Here is a 13,931-nt window from a genome sequence, read left to right as displayed (position 1 = left end):
GGGCCGGGGTGGCTCAGCGGAGGTTCGGGAACCGGCGTGCAGACAGCCCTCGGCAGGGCTCGCGCAGGCACGTGTCGACGAACAGCGGCTGGTCGGGGTGGGCCTGCTGATGCAGGGCGTTCAGCGCCTGGTACAGCTCGTCGGCGCTTCCGTCCGGGTCTCCGGCGCAGCTGTCGGCGCGATGGAGACCCAGCTCCGACAGTTCGCTGTCCTCGGACTCGTCCAAGTACTCGGCGATGTCGACTTCGACCTCGACGGTGGTGGTGACGTACCGGCTGACCCGCTGCTTTCGCGGCGCGGTTGAGGTGGTCTGGTCCATCAGGCGGCGCTCCGTTCGGGGCTGGTGGTTTTGGTCGTGCCGGTGTTCCGCAGGCGCCGATCAGCGTCGGTGTTCGCCTGTCGGCACGGGGCGCAGATCTCGGTGTGGTCGCGGAGATGCTTCTGATAGCCGCCCCGGGTGCCGCACACCACCGGCGCTCGATCCCGCTTCCGCTGCTGGGCGTCCTCGGCCGGGCGGTCCTGGCTGCTGGCCTGCTCGGCGAGCCACCGCTGCCGCGGGGTCATCCCGGCACGGATCCCGAAGCGGTGCTTCAAGCCCTTGCCAGCCTCTTCCTTGGCTGTTGTCGCCCGGCAGACAGCAATGACCGGGCAGGTCCGGCAGAGGGCGATCGCCGTCTCCCGGCCGCCCCCGTCGCCGCGGCTGACGTACCAGAGATCGCTTCCTCTGTAGGCCTCCTGGGCGCACACGGCGCGGGCCCACCATTCCGCCGGCCGGGCCAGAGTGTCGGGGGCGTAGCTCATGCCGCGGCCTCCGTTCGGCGGTGGGCGGTGCGGACTCGGACGACGGTGCGGCCGGTGGTGCCGAGCCGGTCCCCGATCTCGGCCGCAGTGAAGCCCTGCGCGGTGAGGGCGAGGATCTGCCGGTCCCGCTCGGCGGTTGCCGGGGTCTGACGGCTCCGGGCGCTGGCGGACAGTCCGCCCCATGCCCCGTGCCGGCGGCCGTCGACGGCGTCCTCGATGACCTGGGCGTACTCGCCGCACTCAGTACGGACAGGGCACTCTGCGCAGATACGGAGCGCGGTACGGGCGTGCTGGCCGGATCCGTCGGGGAACCAGGCTTCGGGGTCTGCCTGGGCGCAGAGCGCCTCGTCCATCCAGGCGAGAGGTTTCACGGCTGGTCTCCCTTCACGGTGCCGCACCAGGTGCAGGCCCAGGTCCGTGGTGTGGCGGCCGGGAGGTGGCGGGTGGTCATGTGGCCACAGGCCGGGTCGTCGCAGACCAGCCACCGGGTGCCCGGGACGATCTCGGTGCGGCTGACCTCGGCGGTGCGGCGCTCGCACGCCTGGCAGGTCAGCACCCCGTCCTCGACGGCATGGGTGGTGACCCGGTCCCAGCCGCAGCACAGGCACGACGCGGCCCGGGTGACCTGCGGCGAATCCAGGGGCGTGGCCCGGTGCTGGCCAGCAGGGGCGATGAGGCGTCGCACAACTGTCAGCGGGTTCATGACGACCGCCTGGTCTGGTGCGGGACGAGCGGCCAGTCGGCCCGGACCGAGGGCGCCTCGTGCTCGCGGCCCGGAGTGCGGGCGAGGTACGCCGCGTACGACGTGGCCTGCTGGGCGGCCCACTGCTGCTGAACGGCGTGCAGCTCGTCGAGGGCGGTTCCGCGGAGCTGCGGACACCGCTCGGCCAGGGCCTGGGCGACGCGGCAGGCGGCGAGCGCGTCCGCGTCCGCGGTGTGCGCGGCGTCGAGCCGGAGCCCGTAGTGCGCGCACAGGTCGGTGAGGGTGCGGCGGCCGCGCCGGTACGGGTCGACGGCCTTGTCCATCACCCGCGGGTCGATGACCCGGAGCTCATCGCCGACCAGGTCGGTGAGGGGCGTGACGCCGTACCGGCGGGCCTCGCGGTCGAGGAGCGTGAAGTCGTACGGCGCGTTCATCACGACGATGGGCGTGCCGTCGGTGACGGCTTCGACGAGGGCGTGCACGATCTCCTCGACCACCTCAGAGGCCGGCCGCCCGTCCGCGCGCGCCTTCTCGGTGCTGATGCCATGCACCGCGGTCGCTTCAGCGGGGATCTCGATGCCGGGGTCGGCCAGCCACGTGGTGGAGTCGATGGGGTCACCGCCGCCGCACCCGACGACGCACGCGGTCACGATGCGGTCGACCTCAACGTTCAGGCCCGAACTCTCGATGTCGAAGCCAGCAAGTCGGCCGGTGTGCCAGCTCATGCGTGGGCCCCCGATCCGGCCTGCGCAGCCGTCGGCCACGTACTCGACTGCTCGGCGTCCGGCACAGCAGCCGGTGCGGTGATCTCGTCGACCGTCACCCGCGGGGCCGGGAACTCCTCGTCGGCGGTGACTTCGCCACGCTGAATCGACTGGTAGATGACCTGGAGCTGACCAAGGTCCATGTCGGTCCACTTCGCCGACGGCCGGCCGAGCTTCGTTTCGATCTGGTCGACCGTGATCCCAACCGCCTCGTACGCACCGACGCAGTCGGCGATCCGCTGGGCGCGCGGGACATCACCAGACCCGGTGGCGAGCGTCTTGGCGCAGGCGGACTTGGCCTGCTCGATGTACCAGACCGGCAGCACCGTGAAGATCATCTCTCGCAGGCGGCGGGCCCCGTTGTTCGCGTTGTTCTCGTAGACGTCACGGAAGTCGGCGAGCTTCTCGGCCTTGCCCTTCGCCCACCGGGCGTGAGGCACGATGAACGTGGTCGAGGAGCGCTCGTTCGACTCCATGTCCCAGGCCCACGCCTGCATTTCCGACTCGCCGTACTCCTCGTCGCGACGCAGCTCGGCGACCCCGAACTGGATGTTGCCCCAGCACCGGGCCAGCTCCTTCGCGAGCTGGATCGTCTCGCCCGACACGTTCGAGGTGCCGCGGGGGAAGCGGAAGAACGCCCGCTGCGCCAACTCCTGCTGGGCGCAGGCCGTCCGCATCTTCGCAATGGCCATCGCCTCGTCGCGGGGGAACTGGCGGGCCACCAGAACGGCGGCCTGGACCTCGGCGACGGCGCGGGACTGCTCGACGGCGGTGCCCTGCCCGACCCGGGCCGGGGCCGCGGCCGGGGTCATGCGCTCGATCTGCTGGTAGCTCATCAGAGGTATTCCTCTTCGTCGCGTCGCTCGGCCCAGACGGGGAGCGAGAGGTAGGTGATGTCGTCGGAGTAGCCGGGCCAGTTCCCGGTCTCGGTGCAGCGGGCGAAGACCTCGATTGCGCGGCGGTTCTTCGCGGCGCCAATCCGGCGGGCCGCAGCGTCCAGCTCGACCACGGTCACGAGGTACGGGGCCGTCTTCTCCTGGCAGACGAAGACGAACGCCGGGTCCTCGGCGAGGCCGGCCGCGCGGGCGGCGGCCCGGTACCAGTCGTCCTGGCAGTGGTAGCCGTACTCGTCGATCGCGCGGGCCAGCGCGCTGGGTTCGGCGCTGCGGCAGGTCTTGTAGTCGGGGATGATCAGCCGCCCGGACCGCGGGTGCGGCAGCCAGTCGAACCGGGCCCGGCGTCGGATGCCGGTCGTCCTGTCCTCCCAGAACACCGACACCTCGGGGCGGCCGGAGTCGGGGGCGAACAGGGCGCTGGCGATGGGGTGTCGGCGGATCGCGTCGGCCATCGCCTGCACCTGGTCGTACTCGGCGCGCTTCAGCGGGATGGCTCCAGCGGCGCGGGCCTCGGCGACCTCGGCCTTGGCCTTGGCGGTGTCCCATCGAACGTGGTCCACGAGCCACAGGTCGGGGCCCTCGCCAAGCACCAGCTGATGCGCGGCGTTCCCGATGTCGAACGTCTTCGTCGACGGCTTCGGGTTGTCCTGCTCGTGCCGGAACAGGGCCGGGCACGACGGCGGCAGCAGGCGGCGGGCGCCGGACGAGGACAGCGACCCGCGGTCCGCGTGGTACCGCTCCATTAGGAGATCGGGGTAGACGCCGGGATCGATCCCGGCGGCCGGGGCCGAAGCCCCGGCCAGCGCGGTGATGGTCATGCGACGGCTCCGGTGGTGTGGAGGAGGGTGGCCACGAGGACCAGCCCGGCGAGAGGAAGGAAGAGGACGAGGGCGCAGGACGCCCCGGCCGCAGGCGAAGCGCCGAAGGACGCCCGGTCCTGGAGTTCGCGCATGCTGCGGCCCGTGGTGGGCCGGGTGTCACGGGTCCAGGTCCCGCCGAACGTGCTTGGGCGGTCGCTCACGACGCCACCGCCTGCATGTCCGGGGTGGCCTTGAACTCGCGGCGATAACGCCACTGGAGCGTCCGTGTATGGGCGTTCTCGCGCCACTCGATCGGTCCGTGACACTTCCTGAACGGGTCGTGGAACCACTCGCGGCGCATGGCCAACGTGCCGCAGCCAGGGCATGCGATCTGCGGGCCGATCGGGGCGCCCGTCAGGCTCCCGCGCTGCCACCGGTCGACGCGTCGGATCTCGAACCCGCCATCGATCGCCTGCTCGCCGTCCAGGTCGGGGTAATCGCCACCGTCAGCCCAGTACGCCAGAGCCTCGTCCTCGGTCGCTCCCGGCGCCTTGATGACGTAGACGCTGGTGACCTCAACGACGATCGACCACTGCCTCTCATCCAGATCCCACACGCCACGCTGGCGGGCGGCCTGCTCGATCAGGTCGGCGACGTCGGTGTCCGGCTCGGCCGGCACGGGGCGGGGGTACTTCTGCCCGAAGTACTCGTGGTCTCCGGGATGGTCCAGCTCCAACTGGCAGTCGCGGGAGGAGTACGTCTCGCCGTCGTTGTACAGCTGCTCTTCGCACTTCATCGGGAGCCTCCGTGGGCGTGGTTGAGGCGGTAGCAGCGGCGCCCGGGGTCGGTGTCGTCCAGGACGAGCAGGCCTTGACGGGCGAGAACGGACAGGTCCTGCCGTGCCGTCCGCCGGAGCGGAGCGGCGTACGAGCTGGCCCGGTACAGGTCCTGCACGCGGTGGGTGGTCCACTCGCCCCGGCCATCACGAACCGCGCGGCGCAGCAGAGCGAGACGGTCAGCGGCACTCATGCGGCACCGCCCCACGGGGCGCGCGGGTGGGCGCACGGATTGCCGTCGTGTCCGCCGTGGCAGCCCTGGCGGCATGCCGCGCAGTCCGGGCACCACTTCTCGGGCACGTCACCGCACGCGTCGCAGGCGCCGGGGCGCAGCGGCGAGTCGTGCGGGTCCTCCACCGAGTCGCTCAGCGTCAGGAGCGTTGACGGGCACGGGTCGTTCAAGTCCGGGTCGATCCGCTCGATCGCGTCGTCCCAGCCCTCGCGCCAGTCGGCGTTGTACAGGCCGTCGTTGTCTGCCGAGGCCCGTACAACCTGGGTGTCCTCTACCGCCTCAGCCAGGACGTGCTCGCCGATCGCCTGCTGGTAACGGAGGTAGGCGTCCTCGGAAAAGAGCTGCCGCACGTGAGCGTCGATCTCGGCGGGCGTGGCAGAAGAGTGCGACGGACGCGCCTCCAGCTCGGCGACCCGGGCCCGCAGCGCGTCACGCTCCCGCACCACCGTCCGCGTTTCGTTCTCAGCCTGCAGCCGAGCCAGACCGGATCGCTCGACCCGGGCGAGCAACTCTTCGTTGTCCGCGCAGACCGCGTTCCGCTGATCCCGGAACGCGACCCACTCGGCCTCGGCTTCCAGCAGACGACGCAGCACCGGTGCCATCCGCTCGCCCATGTACGAGGTGAGGTTCATGCAGTACAGGTCTTCCCACTTCGGGTGGTCGTGGGTGCGGACGTTCGTGACCGACTCGGCGAGCGACCCGAGGAGTCCGTCCGTCGCGGGCTTCGCAGCGCCGAGCTGGTGCGCGATCGCCTCGCGCTGCTCCGGCGTCATCGGGGCGTTCATGCCGCACCCGCTTCCCGCGGCGACGGAATCGGGCGCAGAGCCACAGCCCGGCGCAGCGCCGCGACCAGCCGCAGCACCTGCTCGCCGTACACCGGCACCGAGCCTCCGTCGACCAGCTCGTCGAGGAGGTTCTGCACCGCCTCGTCGCGCTCGTGCGTGGCGTGCGAGTCGAGGCCCTGGTGCCGGGCGGACCGCTCCAGGTCGGCGATGGCCACCAGGTCGTCGAGGAGGGAAGGGCCGTCCTCGACAGCGGCCTCCGCCAAGGCGAGGACGAGGGTGTGCAGGTAGTGCGTCATGTCGAGAGCGACCCCGGCCGGGGTGGCTTCGATGCTGATCCGGAACGGGCCGGTCACAGGCGTCTCGCTCATGCCGCCATCTCCTCGTCCTCAACGCGGACCAGGGCCCACGCCTGAACCGCGATACCGTCCCGGCGGCCCGACGCCTCCGTCTGCACGAGCCCGTCCGCCCGCACCGAATCGGCGACCTCCAGGAAGAACTGGTTCGCGAACTCCCTTACCGCAGCCGGGTCGTGGTGGAAGTAGGCCCGGACGGTCGGCGTCATCGGCGACCACTCGGTAGCCTCGACGTGCAAGTGCGTCGGGATGGCAGTCGTCTCGGCGAGCAGCGTCTCCGCCAAGGAGAGCGCGGCCATGAAGCTGGCACGCTGGGTCTGGCCGGTGACGCCCGGCCGGATAAAGTTGATGGTCACGGTGACCTCTTCTTTCTGAGTTGGTTGAGGTGAGCCGAGGGGTCGTACGGACCAGGCCCGGTCCGGGCGGCCCCGTTCTGCGATCAGGCGGCGGCCGGCTTCGAGCGACGGGCCTTCGCCGAGGCGAGCGCCATCCGCGAGAAGTGCGCCTTGCGCAGGTGCTCCGCCACACGGGTGATCTGCTCGTCCGTGGCCCCGGGGTGCATCTCCCGGGCCTGCTTCTCAAAGCGGCTGTTCGCCGCGGCTCGCGCCTTCGCTGTCCGGCTTGCCGGGTCGGTCGTGTTCGCCCAGCTCGCGTGGGCTCCGAGGCGCGCTCGGAGACTCCGAATCTCGGGGTCCATGGGTTCCCTCCCTGTCATCCCCATCCTCGAATGGGGATGAAGTTGGCGTGAAAAGCGCTCGACGTCGGACCTCGACAGCCTCCGCGACGGCATCTGCCTCGTTCGCTTCGACGGTCGGGCGCTCTTCGGTGATCAGTCGGTGGATTTTGGTGTAGGAGAGGCCGGTGGCCTCGGCCAGGCTGCGCACCGTATGGCGGACCCCGGCCGACCCGGGGCGCTTCATCAACTGTCGGAGCAGTTGGCCGTCATGGATGCGATACCTGCGGTTGTGCACGTGCAAGCCTTTCGTCATCCCCATCCTCGAATGGGGATGGCTATAGCTAAGCACAGCGCTCAACCTGTGTCCACAGGACGCGCGCGAATCCCTTGCAGCGTCAACACCGCGAGGGCTTTTCGGTCTCTTTGCGCAGGCTGCATACCTGTTCGGGGGTGGGGATGTGGACAATAAGTTGTAGCTGGTGGCCTGGGCGGAGGGTGCAGCCGACACATCCTCCATGACCCACATATGGGGAGCGTGCGTGGCAATGACGAGCAAGCCTGAGACCTTGGCGAACTTGGTGGCTGAAGCGGTAGACGGTGGCGACCTCACGTTCGCCCAGCTGTCGGACCGCGCCATCGATCCCGAGAGTGGGTACCAGCCGGGCGCGAACCTCCTGTGGAAGGTGGCCCGGCAGAAAGGCATCAAGCTCAACCCGGGGCTCGTGCGCGCGATCGCGGCCGGCCTCCGCGTCCCCCCTGAGCGAGCGGCAGCCGCGGCGGCCTATGAGTTCGCGGGCTTCGTGGCGACGGGCGTAGAGGGCGGCACGGTCGTGCACGAAGAGGGGGCTGACATTCCCGAAGCGTCCAAGTCGCGTGCGATTATGGCCAGTTGGGGGGAAGAGGAACTTCAAGTTCCGTACAATGGCTCCACAGAGTGACGGTGCTTCAGGTGGCGACCGGGGTTTCCGCAGGTGGTTCCATGCTGGATTACTATCTGGTGACGTTGTGAGGGCGTAGAGTGACGGAGCCTCGCAGCGATCGAACGTCTGTGCGGACGAGTGTGTGTGCAGGCGTGGACAGGGGGTCATGTGGCGACCGAGGTGCTTGTCGAGCGGGCCAGCCTCGACGATGGCGTTGTGATGATCTTCAAGGAGTTCGGCCGGCGAGTACGCATGGCCTTCGACCCTCGCAGGATCAGCGAATCTCGCGCACTCGCCCTGCTCTGCCAGTACTTGCCAAGACTGATCGGCGCGATGAAGGTAGTCCACCGCGCCGACGCCTAGCTCGCGACAGCCCCGGTAACCGTCACAACCGGTCGCCGGGGCTCAAGTCCCGGTGCGCACGTCGGGCCCGCTCCGCCCCCGACGACGCCGCGTACCGCGACAGCATCTGCCGAGACCGCCACCCGGTGATCCGCATCAAGTCGTCCTCGTTGCCCCCGTTCAGCTTCCACAAATGAGCGAACGTGTGCCGGAACTGGTGCGGATGAACGTGTGGGATCCCAGCCTCCTCGCAGCGCGTCTTCAGCATCGTGCCCACGCCCCAGATCGTCATCCGGCTACCGCTCTTCACCCCCCACCACAGCGCATCCTCCGGCTCCAGCGCCCGGCCACGGTGCTTCGCCAGGGCACGCAGGTACCGGTCCAGTACCTGCGCCGTCGACCGCCCGAAGGGCACCGCTCTCTCTCGTCCCCCCTTGCCCAGGACGTAGAGCACCATCAGGTCCAGGTCGACGTGCTTTACGGACCGCTCGGTCAGCTCCGACAGGCGGGCCCCGGTGTCCAGGAACAGCATCAGGATCGCCGTGTCCCGGCGCGACTTGAAGTCCTTGCCCTTGCAGGTGGCGAACAGCTTCTTCAATGCGTCGTCAGGGATGACCGGCACGACGGTCTCCGGCACGGCCGGCGGCTTCATCGTCCGCATGGGGGACCGGTCCAGCTCTTCCTCGTCGACGAGCCAGTTGAAGAAGGTCTTCAGGCTCCGGAAGTACTGGTGCGCCGTCACGGCGGACGTCTTGTCCATCAAGTCCGCGATGAATGCCTCCGCGTGCTCACGGTGCACTTCGTCCAGGGAAGCCGGGGCGGGGCGTGCCCCATCGACCACCCTGTATTCGGTGAGGAGGTAGGCGGCGAAGCCGTCGCCCGCGCGCCGGTAGACCCGTTGGGTGGCTTCCGAGAGATTGCGGGCGCGGAGAGCTCTGATCCAGGAGGCGACTTCCGGTCGAAGGTCGCAGCGCGGTTCGCCGGGCGGCTCAGGGGAGAGGGGCGTGGTGGCCATGCGATGTCCCTGTTCGAGTATGCGAATGGCGGCTACCAATCGCCTCTCGGGCTGGTATCCGCTGGGTTCTCCTGAACCGTACGCCGGACCACGCCAACAGGCAGGGCACTTGGCCGATTTGCGCTGTGCGTAGCGCCCGGAAAGAGAATGACCAGCGTTTCCGCTGGTCATGTAGTGTGTGCGCCCCCGGCAGGACTCGAACCTGCGGCCAAGTGCTTAGAAGGCACCTGCTCTATCCACTGAGCTACGGGGGCCGGGTGGTGGCCTCGGCGGACTGGAGCCCTGGGGCCGGGCCGGTCGGTGACCAGCCGGAACAAGGATAGAGCTCCTGTCGCCTCGTCCTGGTTGCTTCACCTGCGTGGCACGATGTGGAGGTTCGGTGAAGCGAACCGATAATCGCAGGTAGGTGGGATTCGCGCACCGCTTTTGGCGTCTCGCGCGCCGGGTGTTGTGCACTCGTTATGCCTGCGCCCCACTCGTCCCCTCTGTCCCGACTCCGTTTTCGATGGAGAACCGGCGCGCAGAGGTGGTTATACGCTTCAAAAAGGCTCCAAAATTGGGCATTCTTCGCATGTGGTGACCTTGGATGGACGGCCTCAGCTCATCGACGCACTTTCCGCCCTGCGCGACCGTGTCGCTGCCGTGCGTCTTCCGCTTCCGCTGCCGGGGGCGGCGCGCGCCCGGCAGACCCGGGACGAGCTGCTCGCCCAGCTCGACGACTACCTGCTTCCCCGACTGAGGGAGCCCGAAGCGCCCCTGCTCGCCGTCGTGGGCGGATCGACCGGCGCGGGGAAGTCGACGCTCGTCAACTCCCTGGTGGGGAGACGGGTCAGTGAGGCCGGGGTGCTGCGGCCGACCACCCGGACACCTGTGCTGGTCTGCCACCCGGACGACCACCACTGGTTCGCGGGGGTGCGCGTACTGCCGGAGCTGACCAGGGTCTGGCTGCCCCCGCAGGAGACCGGGGACCCCGGAGGGTGCGACGGCCTCGACGAGCTCGACGGGGGCGAGGAGGAGGACGCGAACTCGTTGCGCGTCGAGACCGCGCCCGGCATGCCGCGCGGGCTCGCGCTGCTCGACGCGCCCGACATCGACTCGCTCGTGGTGCGCAACCGGGTGCTGGCCGCCGAGTTGATCTGCGCCGCGGACGTGTGGGTGATGGTGACCACGGCCTCCCGGTACGCGGACGCGGTGCCCTGGCACCTGCTGCGCACCGCCAAGCAGTACGACGCCTCGCTCGTCACCGTCCTGGACCGGGTGCCGCACCAGGTGATCGGCGAGGTCTCCCGGCAGTACGGGGCGCTGCTCACCCGGGCCGGCCTCGGCGAGGTGCCGCGCTTCACCATCCCCGAACTGCCCGAGTCGGCCGGTGGCGGCAACGGGCTGCTGCCCACGACCGCGGTCGCCCCGCTGCGGGCCTGGCTCAGCCACCGCGCCCAGGACCCGGCGGCCCGCCAGCAGGCCATCGGGCGCACGGCGGCCGGGGCCATCGCCTCGCTGGACGTGCGGATGCTGGAGCTGGCCGGGGCCGTCGCGGCACAGTACGCGGCGTCGGTACGGCTGAGCGGGGTGGTCGAGGACGCGTACCGGACGGAGGGCGCCCGGGTGCGGCGGAGGCTGCGCAGCGGCGGCGTGCTCGCCGGGGACGCCCGGACCAGATGGCGCGGCTACCCCCTGTACAGCACCTCCGAGGAACTCCTCGAAGCGCTGGTCGAGAGCCTCGCCGCGCTCCTGCAGTGCGCCGTGGCCGCCGCCGACGAACAGATCCGCACGACCTGGCGGCGCGATCCGGCGGCCGGGGTGTTCGGCTTCGAGGACGTCGGCCGGGAGGCCGGGGGATGGGGGCCCGCCGAGGACATCCGGGGCCGGATCACCATGGCCGTACGGCGGTGGTGGCGGGTCCTGGAGGAACTGGCCGAGGAGGAGGTGCGCCGGCTGGAGCGCAACGCCGCGCCCGACGCCGGGACCGTGACGGCGCTGCTGGCCGCCGCGCTGCTCGGCGGCCGCCGCACCCGCGGCGCCGGGGAGCAGCTCGCCGAACGGATCGGTGCCCAGGGCGCGCTGCGGCTGCGCGACAAGGGAGGGGCCCTGCTCACCGACTGCCTCGACCGGGTGCTGAACGGCGAGCGCGACCGGCGGCTCGCCCCGCTCGACGCGCTCGACGTGGCCCCGGAGCCGCAGGCCGAACTGATCGCCGCGCTGTCCGTACTGCAGAAGGAGAGGTGGCAGTGATGACTGCCGTCACCGACGAGGGAACCGGCCGGGGCGGGAGCCCCGCTCCGCACGGGAACCGGGACGTCGGCGTCCCGGGACGCCGGACCGGGACGACGAGGACGGGCCCGGGCCCGGACGCCGAAGGGGCCGTACGGGCGGCGGACACCGGCCGGGACACCGGCGGCGAGGGGCGGGACGGCGGCGCGGCGGACCGTCCGGCCGGGCCGGGCCGGGAGTGGAACGACGGGCTCATCGCCCGGCGGGCCGCCGCCAGGACGGCCGACCCCGAACCCGAGGCCGTACAGGACGACGACGCGCGGCTGCCCCAGGTCGAGGCGTACGTGCCCTCCGGCGGTCCGCTCCGGCCGAGGCTGGACGCGCTGCGCGAACTCGTCGGGCTGTCCAGGGCCCGGCTCGACGGTGACACCCTCGCCGAGGCGGGGCGGGTGCTCGACGAGGCGGCGGCGCGGCAGCGGCTCTCCTCCCGGCACACCGTCGTCGCCATCGCGGGCGCGACCGGCAGCGGCAAGTCGACCCTCTTCAACACCCTCGCGGGCGCCCAGATCTCCGACACCGGGCTGCGCAGGCCGACGACCTCCGCCCCCATCGCCTGTTCCTGGACCGACGGGGCCGCGGGCCTGCTGGACCGGCTCGCCGTCCCGGGGCGGCTGAGGCGCAGGCCGCAGCAGGGCGGCACGGAGTCCGACGAGGCCCTGCAGGGCCTCGTCCTGGTCGACCTGCCCGACCACGACTCGGCGGCGACCAGCCACCGTGACCAGGTCGACCGGGTGCTCGCGCTGGTCGACGCGGTGATCTGGGTCGTCGACCCGGAGAAGTACGCGGACGCGGCGCTGCACGAGCGCTATCTGCGGCCGCTCGCCGGACACGCCGAGGTCACCTTCGTCGTCCTCAACCAGATCGACCGGCTGCCCGGCGACACCGCCGACCAGGTCCTCGACGACCTGCGCAGGCTGCTCGACGAGGACGGCATGGCCCTGGGCGAGCACGGCGAACCCGGCGCCACCGTCATGTCCCTGTCCGCGCTCACCGGTGAGGGAGTGGGCGAACTGCGCGAGGTGCTCGGCCGGTTCGTCCAGGAACGCAGCGCGGCGGCCCGCCGGCTCTCCGCGGACGTGGACGTCGCCGCGGCCAGGCTCCGCCCGGTGTACGTGGCCGAGGGGCGGGCCGGACTCGGCGAACAGGCCCGCGAGGAGTTCGCCGACCGGCTCGCGGAGGCCGTCGGGGCGGCGGCGACGGGACAGGCGGCCGAACGGGAATGGCGCCGCAACGCCGGACGGGCGTGCGGCACGCCGTGGTTGCGGCTGTGGCGCTGGTACGAGTCCACCCGGCGGCCCGGGAGCCCGGAGCGCCCCGCGCAGCCCGCGCCCCCCGAGGAGCGGCTCACCTCCCGGCAGCGCGTCGAGCAGGCGGTCCGGGCGGTGGCGGACGAAGCCGCGGACGGGCTGCCGGCCCCCTGGGCGCAGGCGGTCCGCGAGGCGGCGGTGAACGGTGCGGAAGGTCTGCCGGAGGCGCTCGACGAACTGGTCGAGCGGGCCGGGGCCGTGGAGGAGAGGGGCCGGGCGAACGGTACGGGCGGAGCCGACGGCGCGGGCGAGGAGGGGCGCGGTGCGGCGGCCGGGGAGCCGGGGACGGCCGGGACCTCCGGTACGGCGCACGGCGGGCGGGCGAACGGGCGGCCGCCGAGGCCGAAGTGGTGGCCGGCCGCCGTGCTGGCCCAGGTTTCGATGACGCTGCTGCAGGTCTTCGGCGGTCTCTGGCTGGTCGGCCAGATCGTCGGGGTGCTCGAACCGGGCTACGTCGTCCCGGCCCTGGTGATGTTGGCCGGGGTCGTCGGAGGTCCCCTGGTGGAGTGGTCGTGCGTGGCCGCGGCGCGGGGGCCGGCGCGACGGTACGGGCAGGAGGCCGAGCGGCAGTTGCGCGAGGCGGCGGCGGCGTGCGGGCGGGCGCGGGTCCTCGACCCGGTGGCGGCCGAACTCGCGCGGTACCGCGAGGTGCGGGAGAGGTACGTGACGGTGACGGAGATTTCCACAACCGGTACGTAGTCCACAGGTCCCGGCAGGATTTCCGCCTCTCCTCCAATCTGGGACCGGTGGCCGCGCGGAAGCGGTCACCGGTCCGAGGGCCGAAGGGGAGGCGGAGTCATGAACGACACCTTGGTGACGCTGGTGGGCAACGCGGCGACGGGCGTGGAGTTCCGGGAGACGGCGTCCGGTGGAATGGCGCGATTCCGTTTCGCGGTGACGCCGCGCCGCTGGGATCGCGGGAAACAGCTCTGGACCGACGGGCACACCAGCTTTTTCACCGTGTGGGCCTGGCGGGCGCTGGCGCTGAATCTGTCCGGTTCCGTTTCCGTCGGGGAACCACTCGTCGTGCACGGCAGGCTGAAGGTGCGTGAGGAGGAACGGGAGGGGCGGCGGAAGACGTTCGTGGACATCGAGGCGGTCGCGGTGGGCCACGATCTGACGCGGGGGACGGCCGCGTTCCGGCGGGTGGCGAAGGGGGAGAACGCCTCGACGATTCCCGTGGGGAGCCCGGACGGGGCGGGCGGTCCGGGCGGCGACGACCCGTGGGAC

Annotated in this window: 20 protein-coding genes and 1 tRNA gene; 5 read left to right on the top strand and 16 right to left on the bottom strand. The window is 71.3% G+C overall.

Annotated elements, in window-relative coordinates; all coding sequences use genetic code 11:
- Nucleotides 1–13: 13 nt before the first annotated feature.
- The 14 genes from EAO76_RS09830 to EAO76_RS45985 form a co-directional block, all read right to left on the bottom strand.
- On the bottom strand, nucleotides 14–319 hold the full coding sequence (locus tag EAO76_RS09830) for a hypothetical protein (RefSeq protein ID WP_148835309.1): 306 nt from the start codon (nucleotides 317–319) through the stop codon (nucleotides 14–16).
- The gene (locus EAO76_RS09825; RefSeq protein ID WP_187438517.1) at nucleotides 319–801 is read right to left on the bottom strand and encodes a WhiB family transcriptional regulator; all 483 of its coding nucleotides are present in this window, start codon (nucleotides 799–801) and stop codon (nucleotides 319–321) included. Before EAO76_RS09825 ends, EAO76_RS09830 begins: the two co-directional genes overlap by 1 nt.
- Nucleotides 798–1,172, bottom strand: a complete 375-nt coding sequence (locus EAO76_RS09820; protein ID WP_316248322.1) for a WhiB family transcriptional regulator — start codon at nucleotides 1,170–1,172, stop codon at nucleotides 798–800. Before EAO76_RS09820 ends, EAO76_RS09825 begins: the two co-directional genes overlap by 4 nt.
- Nucleotides 1,169–1,504 (bottom strand): hypothetical protein, encoded by a 336-nt coding sequence (locus tag EAO76_RS09815; RefSeq protein WP_148835305.1) that lies wholly within the window; start codon nucleotides 1,502–1,504, stop codon nucleotides 1,169–1,171. Before EAO76_RS09815 ends, EAO76_RS09820 begins: the two co-directional genes overlap by 4 nt.
- Nucleotides 1,501–2,229 carry an exonuclease domain-containing protein gene (locus tag EAO76_RS09810; RefSeq protein ID WP_148835303.1) on the bottom strand — a complete coding sequence of 243 codons (729 nt, stop codon included), beginning with the start codon at nucleotides 2,227–2,229 and terminating at the stop codon, nucleotides 1,501–1,503. Before EAO76_RS09810 ends, EAO76_RS09815 begins: the two co-directional genes overlap by 4 nt.
- Entirely contained in the window at nucleotides 2,226–3,104 is an 879-nt protein-coding gene (locus tag EAO76_RS09805; RefSeq protein ID WP_148835301.1) for a hypothetical protein, read from the bottom strand. Before EAO76_RS09805 ends, EAO76_RS09810 begins: the two co-directional genes overlap by 4 nt.
- Entirely contained in the window at nucleotides 3,104–3,982 is an 879-nt protein-coding gene (locus tag EAO76_RS09800; RefSeq protein ID WP_148835299.1) for a PD-(D/E)XK nuclease-like domain-containing protein, read from the bottom strand. The genes EAO76_RS09805 and EAO76_RS09800 overlap by 1 nt, the downstream gene beginning before the upstream one ends.
- Nucleotides 3,979–4,185, bottom strand: a complete 207-nt coding sequence (locus tag EAO76_RS09795; RefSeq protein WP_148835297.1) for a hypothetical protein — start codon at nucleotides 4,183–4,185, stop codon at nucleotides 3,979–3,981. The genes EAO76_RS09800 and EAO76_RS09795 overlap by 4 nt, the downstream gene beginning before the upstream one ends.
- Nucleotides 4,182–4,760 carry a hypothetical protein gene (locus EAO76_RS09790; RefSeq protein ID WP_148835295.1) on the bottom strand — a complete coding sequence of 193 codons (579 nt, stop codon included), beginning with the start codon at nucleotides 4,758–4,760 and terminating at the stop codon, nucleotides 4,182–4,184. Before EAO76_RS09790 ends, EAO76_RS09795 begins: the two co-directional genes overlap by 4 nt.
- Complete coding sequence (locus tag EAO76_RS09785) at nucleotides 4,757–4,993, bottom strand: hypothetical protein (RefSeq protein WP_148835293.1); 237 nt, start codon at nucleotides 4,991–4,993, stop codon at nucleotides 4,757–4,759. Before EAO76_RS09785 ends, EAO76_RS09790 begins: the two co-directional genes overlap by 4 nt.
- Nucleotides 4,990–5,817: a hypothetical protein gene (locus EAO76_RS09780; protein WP_148835291.1), complete on the bottom strand. Its 828-nt coding sequence runs from the start codon at nucleotides 5,815–5,817 to the stop codon at nucleotides 4,990–4,992. The genes EAO76_RS09785 and EAO76_RS09780 overlap by 4 nt, the downstream gene beginning before the upstream one ends.
- The gene (locus EAO76_RS09775) at nucleotides 5,814–6,185 is read right to left on the bottom strand and encodes a hypothetical protein (RefSeq protein WP_148835289.1); all 372 of its coding nucleotides are present in this window, start codon (nucleotides 6,183–6,185) and stop codon (nucleotides 5,814–5,816) included. Before EAO76_RS09775 ends, EAO76_RS09780 begins: the two co-directional genes overlap by 4 nt.
- The gene (locus EAO76_RS09770; RefSeq protein ID WP_148835287.1) at nucleotides 6,182–6,526 is read right to left on the bottom strand and encodes a hypothetical protein; all 345 of its coding nucleotides are present in this window, start codon (nucleotides 6,524–6,526) and stop codon (nucleotides 6,182–6,184) included. The genes EAO76_RS09775 and EAO76_RS09770 overlap by 4 nt, the downstream gene beginning before the upstream one ends.
- Nucleotides 6,527–6,609: 83 nt before the next feature.
- Entirely contained in the window at nucleotides 6,610–6,732 is a 123-nt protein-coding gene (locus tag EAO76_RS45985) for a hypothetical protein (protein WP_262375329.1), read from the bottom strand.
- A gap of 659 nt (nucleotides 6,733–7,391) precedes the next feature.
- On the opposite strand from EAO76_RS45985, the gene EAO76_RS09760 reads away from it, so the two are divergent.
- Both EAO76_RS09760 and EAO76_RS09755 read left to right on the top strand, forming a co-directional pair.
- Nucleotides 7,392–7,784, top strand: coding sequence for a hypothetical protein (locus EAO76_RS09760; RefSeq protein WP_148835283.1), 393 nt, complete (start codon nucleotides 7,392–7,394; stop codon nucleotides 7,782–7,784).
- 150 nt (nucleotides 7,785–7,934) lie between these two features.
- On the top strand, nucleotides 7,935–8,129 hold the full coding sequence (locus EAO76_RS09755) for a hypothetical protein (protein ID WP_148835281.1): 195 nt from the start codon (nucleotides 7,935–7,937) through the stop codon (nucleotides 8,127–8,129).
- Between the two features lie 22 nt (nucleotides 8,130–8,151).
- On the opposite strand, the gene EAO76_RS09750 is transcribed toward EAO76_RS09755, so the two are convergent.
- Nucleotides 8,152–9,123 (bottom strand): tyrosine-type recombinase/integrase, encoded by a 972-nt coding sequence (locus EAO76_RS09750; protein WP_148835279.1) that lies wholly within the window; start codon nucleotides 9,121–9,123, stop codon nucleotides 8,152–8,154.
- Nucleotides 9,124–9,304: 181 nt separating this feature from the next.
- Nucleotides 9,305–9,377 (bottom strand) — tRNA-Arg (locus tag EAO76_RS09745).
- Between the two features lie 328 nt (nucleotides 9,378–9,705).
- Between EAO76_RS09745 and EAO76_RS09740 the strand changes: the two genes are divergently transcribed.
- The 3 genes from EAO76_RS09740 to EAO76_RS09730 form a co-directional block, all read left to right on the top strand.
- Nucleotides 9,706–11,355, top strand: a complete 1,650-nt coding sequence (locus EAO76_RS09740; protein ID WP_148835676.1) for a dynamin family protein — start codon at nucleotides 9,706–9,708, stop codon at nucleotides 11,353–11,355.
- Nucleotides 11,355–13,400 (top strand): YfjP family GTPase, encoded by a 2,046-nt coding sequence (locus EAO76_RS09735; RefSeq protein WP_148835277.1) that lies wholly within the window; start codon nucleotides 11,355–11,357, stop codon nucleotides 13,398–13,400. Before EAO76_RS09740 ends, EAO76_RS09735 begins: the two co-directional genes overlap by 1 nt.
- Nucleotides 13,401–13,499: 99 nt before the next feature.
- Nucleotides 13,500–13,931: single-stranded DNA-binding protein (locus EAO76_RS09730; RefSeq protein ID WP_148835675.1), on the top strand; the 432-nt coding region annotated here is incomplete at its 3' end.

The sequence above is a fragment of the Streptomyces sp. sk2.1 genome (assembly GCF_008120935.1).
Taxonomy (GTDB): domain Bacteria; phylum Actinomycetota; class Actinomycetes; order Streptomycetales; family Streptomycetaceae; genus Streptomyces.
Note: the sequence above shows the minus strand (reverse complement) of the source record. Positions and strands in the feature narration are given on the sequence as shown.

Bases quoted from the DNA above. Each gene is read 5' to 3' on its own strand.
- EAO76_RS09815 (WP_148835305.1), bottom strand. From the start codon at position 1,504: ATGAACCCGCTGACAGTTGTGCGACGCCTCATCGCCCCTGCTGGCCAG.
- EAO76_RS09775 (WP_148835289.1), bottom strand. From the start codon at position 6,185: ATGAGCGAGACGCCTGTGACCGGCCCGTTCCGGATCAGCATCGAAGCC.
- EAO76_RS09800 (WP_148835299.1), bottom strand. From the start codon at position 3,982: ATGACCATCACCGCGCTGGCCGGGGCTTCGGCCCCGGCCGCCGGGATC.
- EAO76_RS09790 (WP_148835295.1), bottom strand. From the start codon at position 4,760: ATGAAGTGCGAAGAGCAGCTGTACAACGACGGCGAGACGTACTCCTCC.
- EAO76_RS09805 (WP_148835301.1), bottom strand. From the start codon at position 3,104: ATGAGCTACCAGCAGATCGAGCGCATGACCCCGGCCGCGGCCCCGGCC.
- EAO76_RS09785 (WP_148835293.1), bottom strand. From the start codon at position 4,993: ATGAGTGCCGCTGACCGTCTCGCTCTGCTGCGCCGCGCGGTTCGTGAT.
- EAO76_RS09810 (WP_148835303.1), bottom strand. From the start codon at position 2,229: ATGAGCTGGCACACCGGCCGACTTGCTGGCTTCGACATCGAGAGTTCG.
- EAO76_RS09750 (WP_148835279.1), bottom strand. From the start codon at position 9,123: ATGGCCACCACGCCCCTCTCCCCTGAGCCGCCCGGCGAACCGCGCTGC.
- EAO76_RS09735 (WP_148835277.1), top strand. From the start codon at position 11,355: ATGACTGCCGTCACCGACGAGGGAACCGGCCGGGGCGGGAGCCCCGCT.
- EAO76_RS09825 (WP_187438517.1), bottom strand. From the start codon at position 801: ATGAGCTACGCCCCCGACACTCTGGCCCGGCCGGCGGAATGGTGGGCC.
- EAO76_RS09830 (WP_148835309.1), bottom strand. From the start codon at position 319: ATGGACCAGACCACCTCAACCGCGCCGCGAAAGCAGCGGGTCAGCCGG.
- EAO76_RS09780 (WP_148835291.1), bottom strand. From the start codon at position 5,817: ATGAACGCCCCGATGACGCCGGAGCAGCGCGAGGCGATCGCGCACCAG.
- EAO76_RS09760 (WP_148835283.1), top strand. From the start codon at position 7,392: ATGACGAGCAAGCCTGAGACCTTGGCGAACTTGGTGGCTGAAGCGGTA.
- EAO76_RS45985 (WP_262375329.1), bottom strand. From the start codon at position 6,732: ATGCACCCCGGGGCCACGGACGAGCAGATCACCCGTGTGGCGGAGCAC.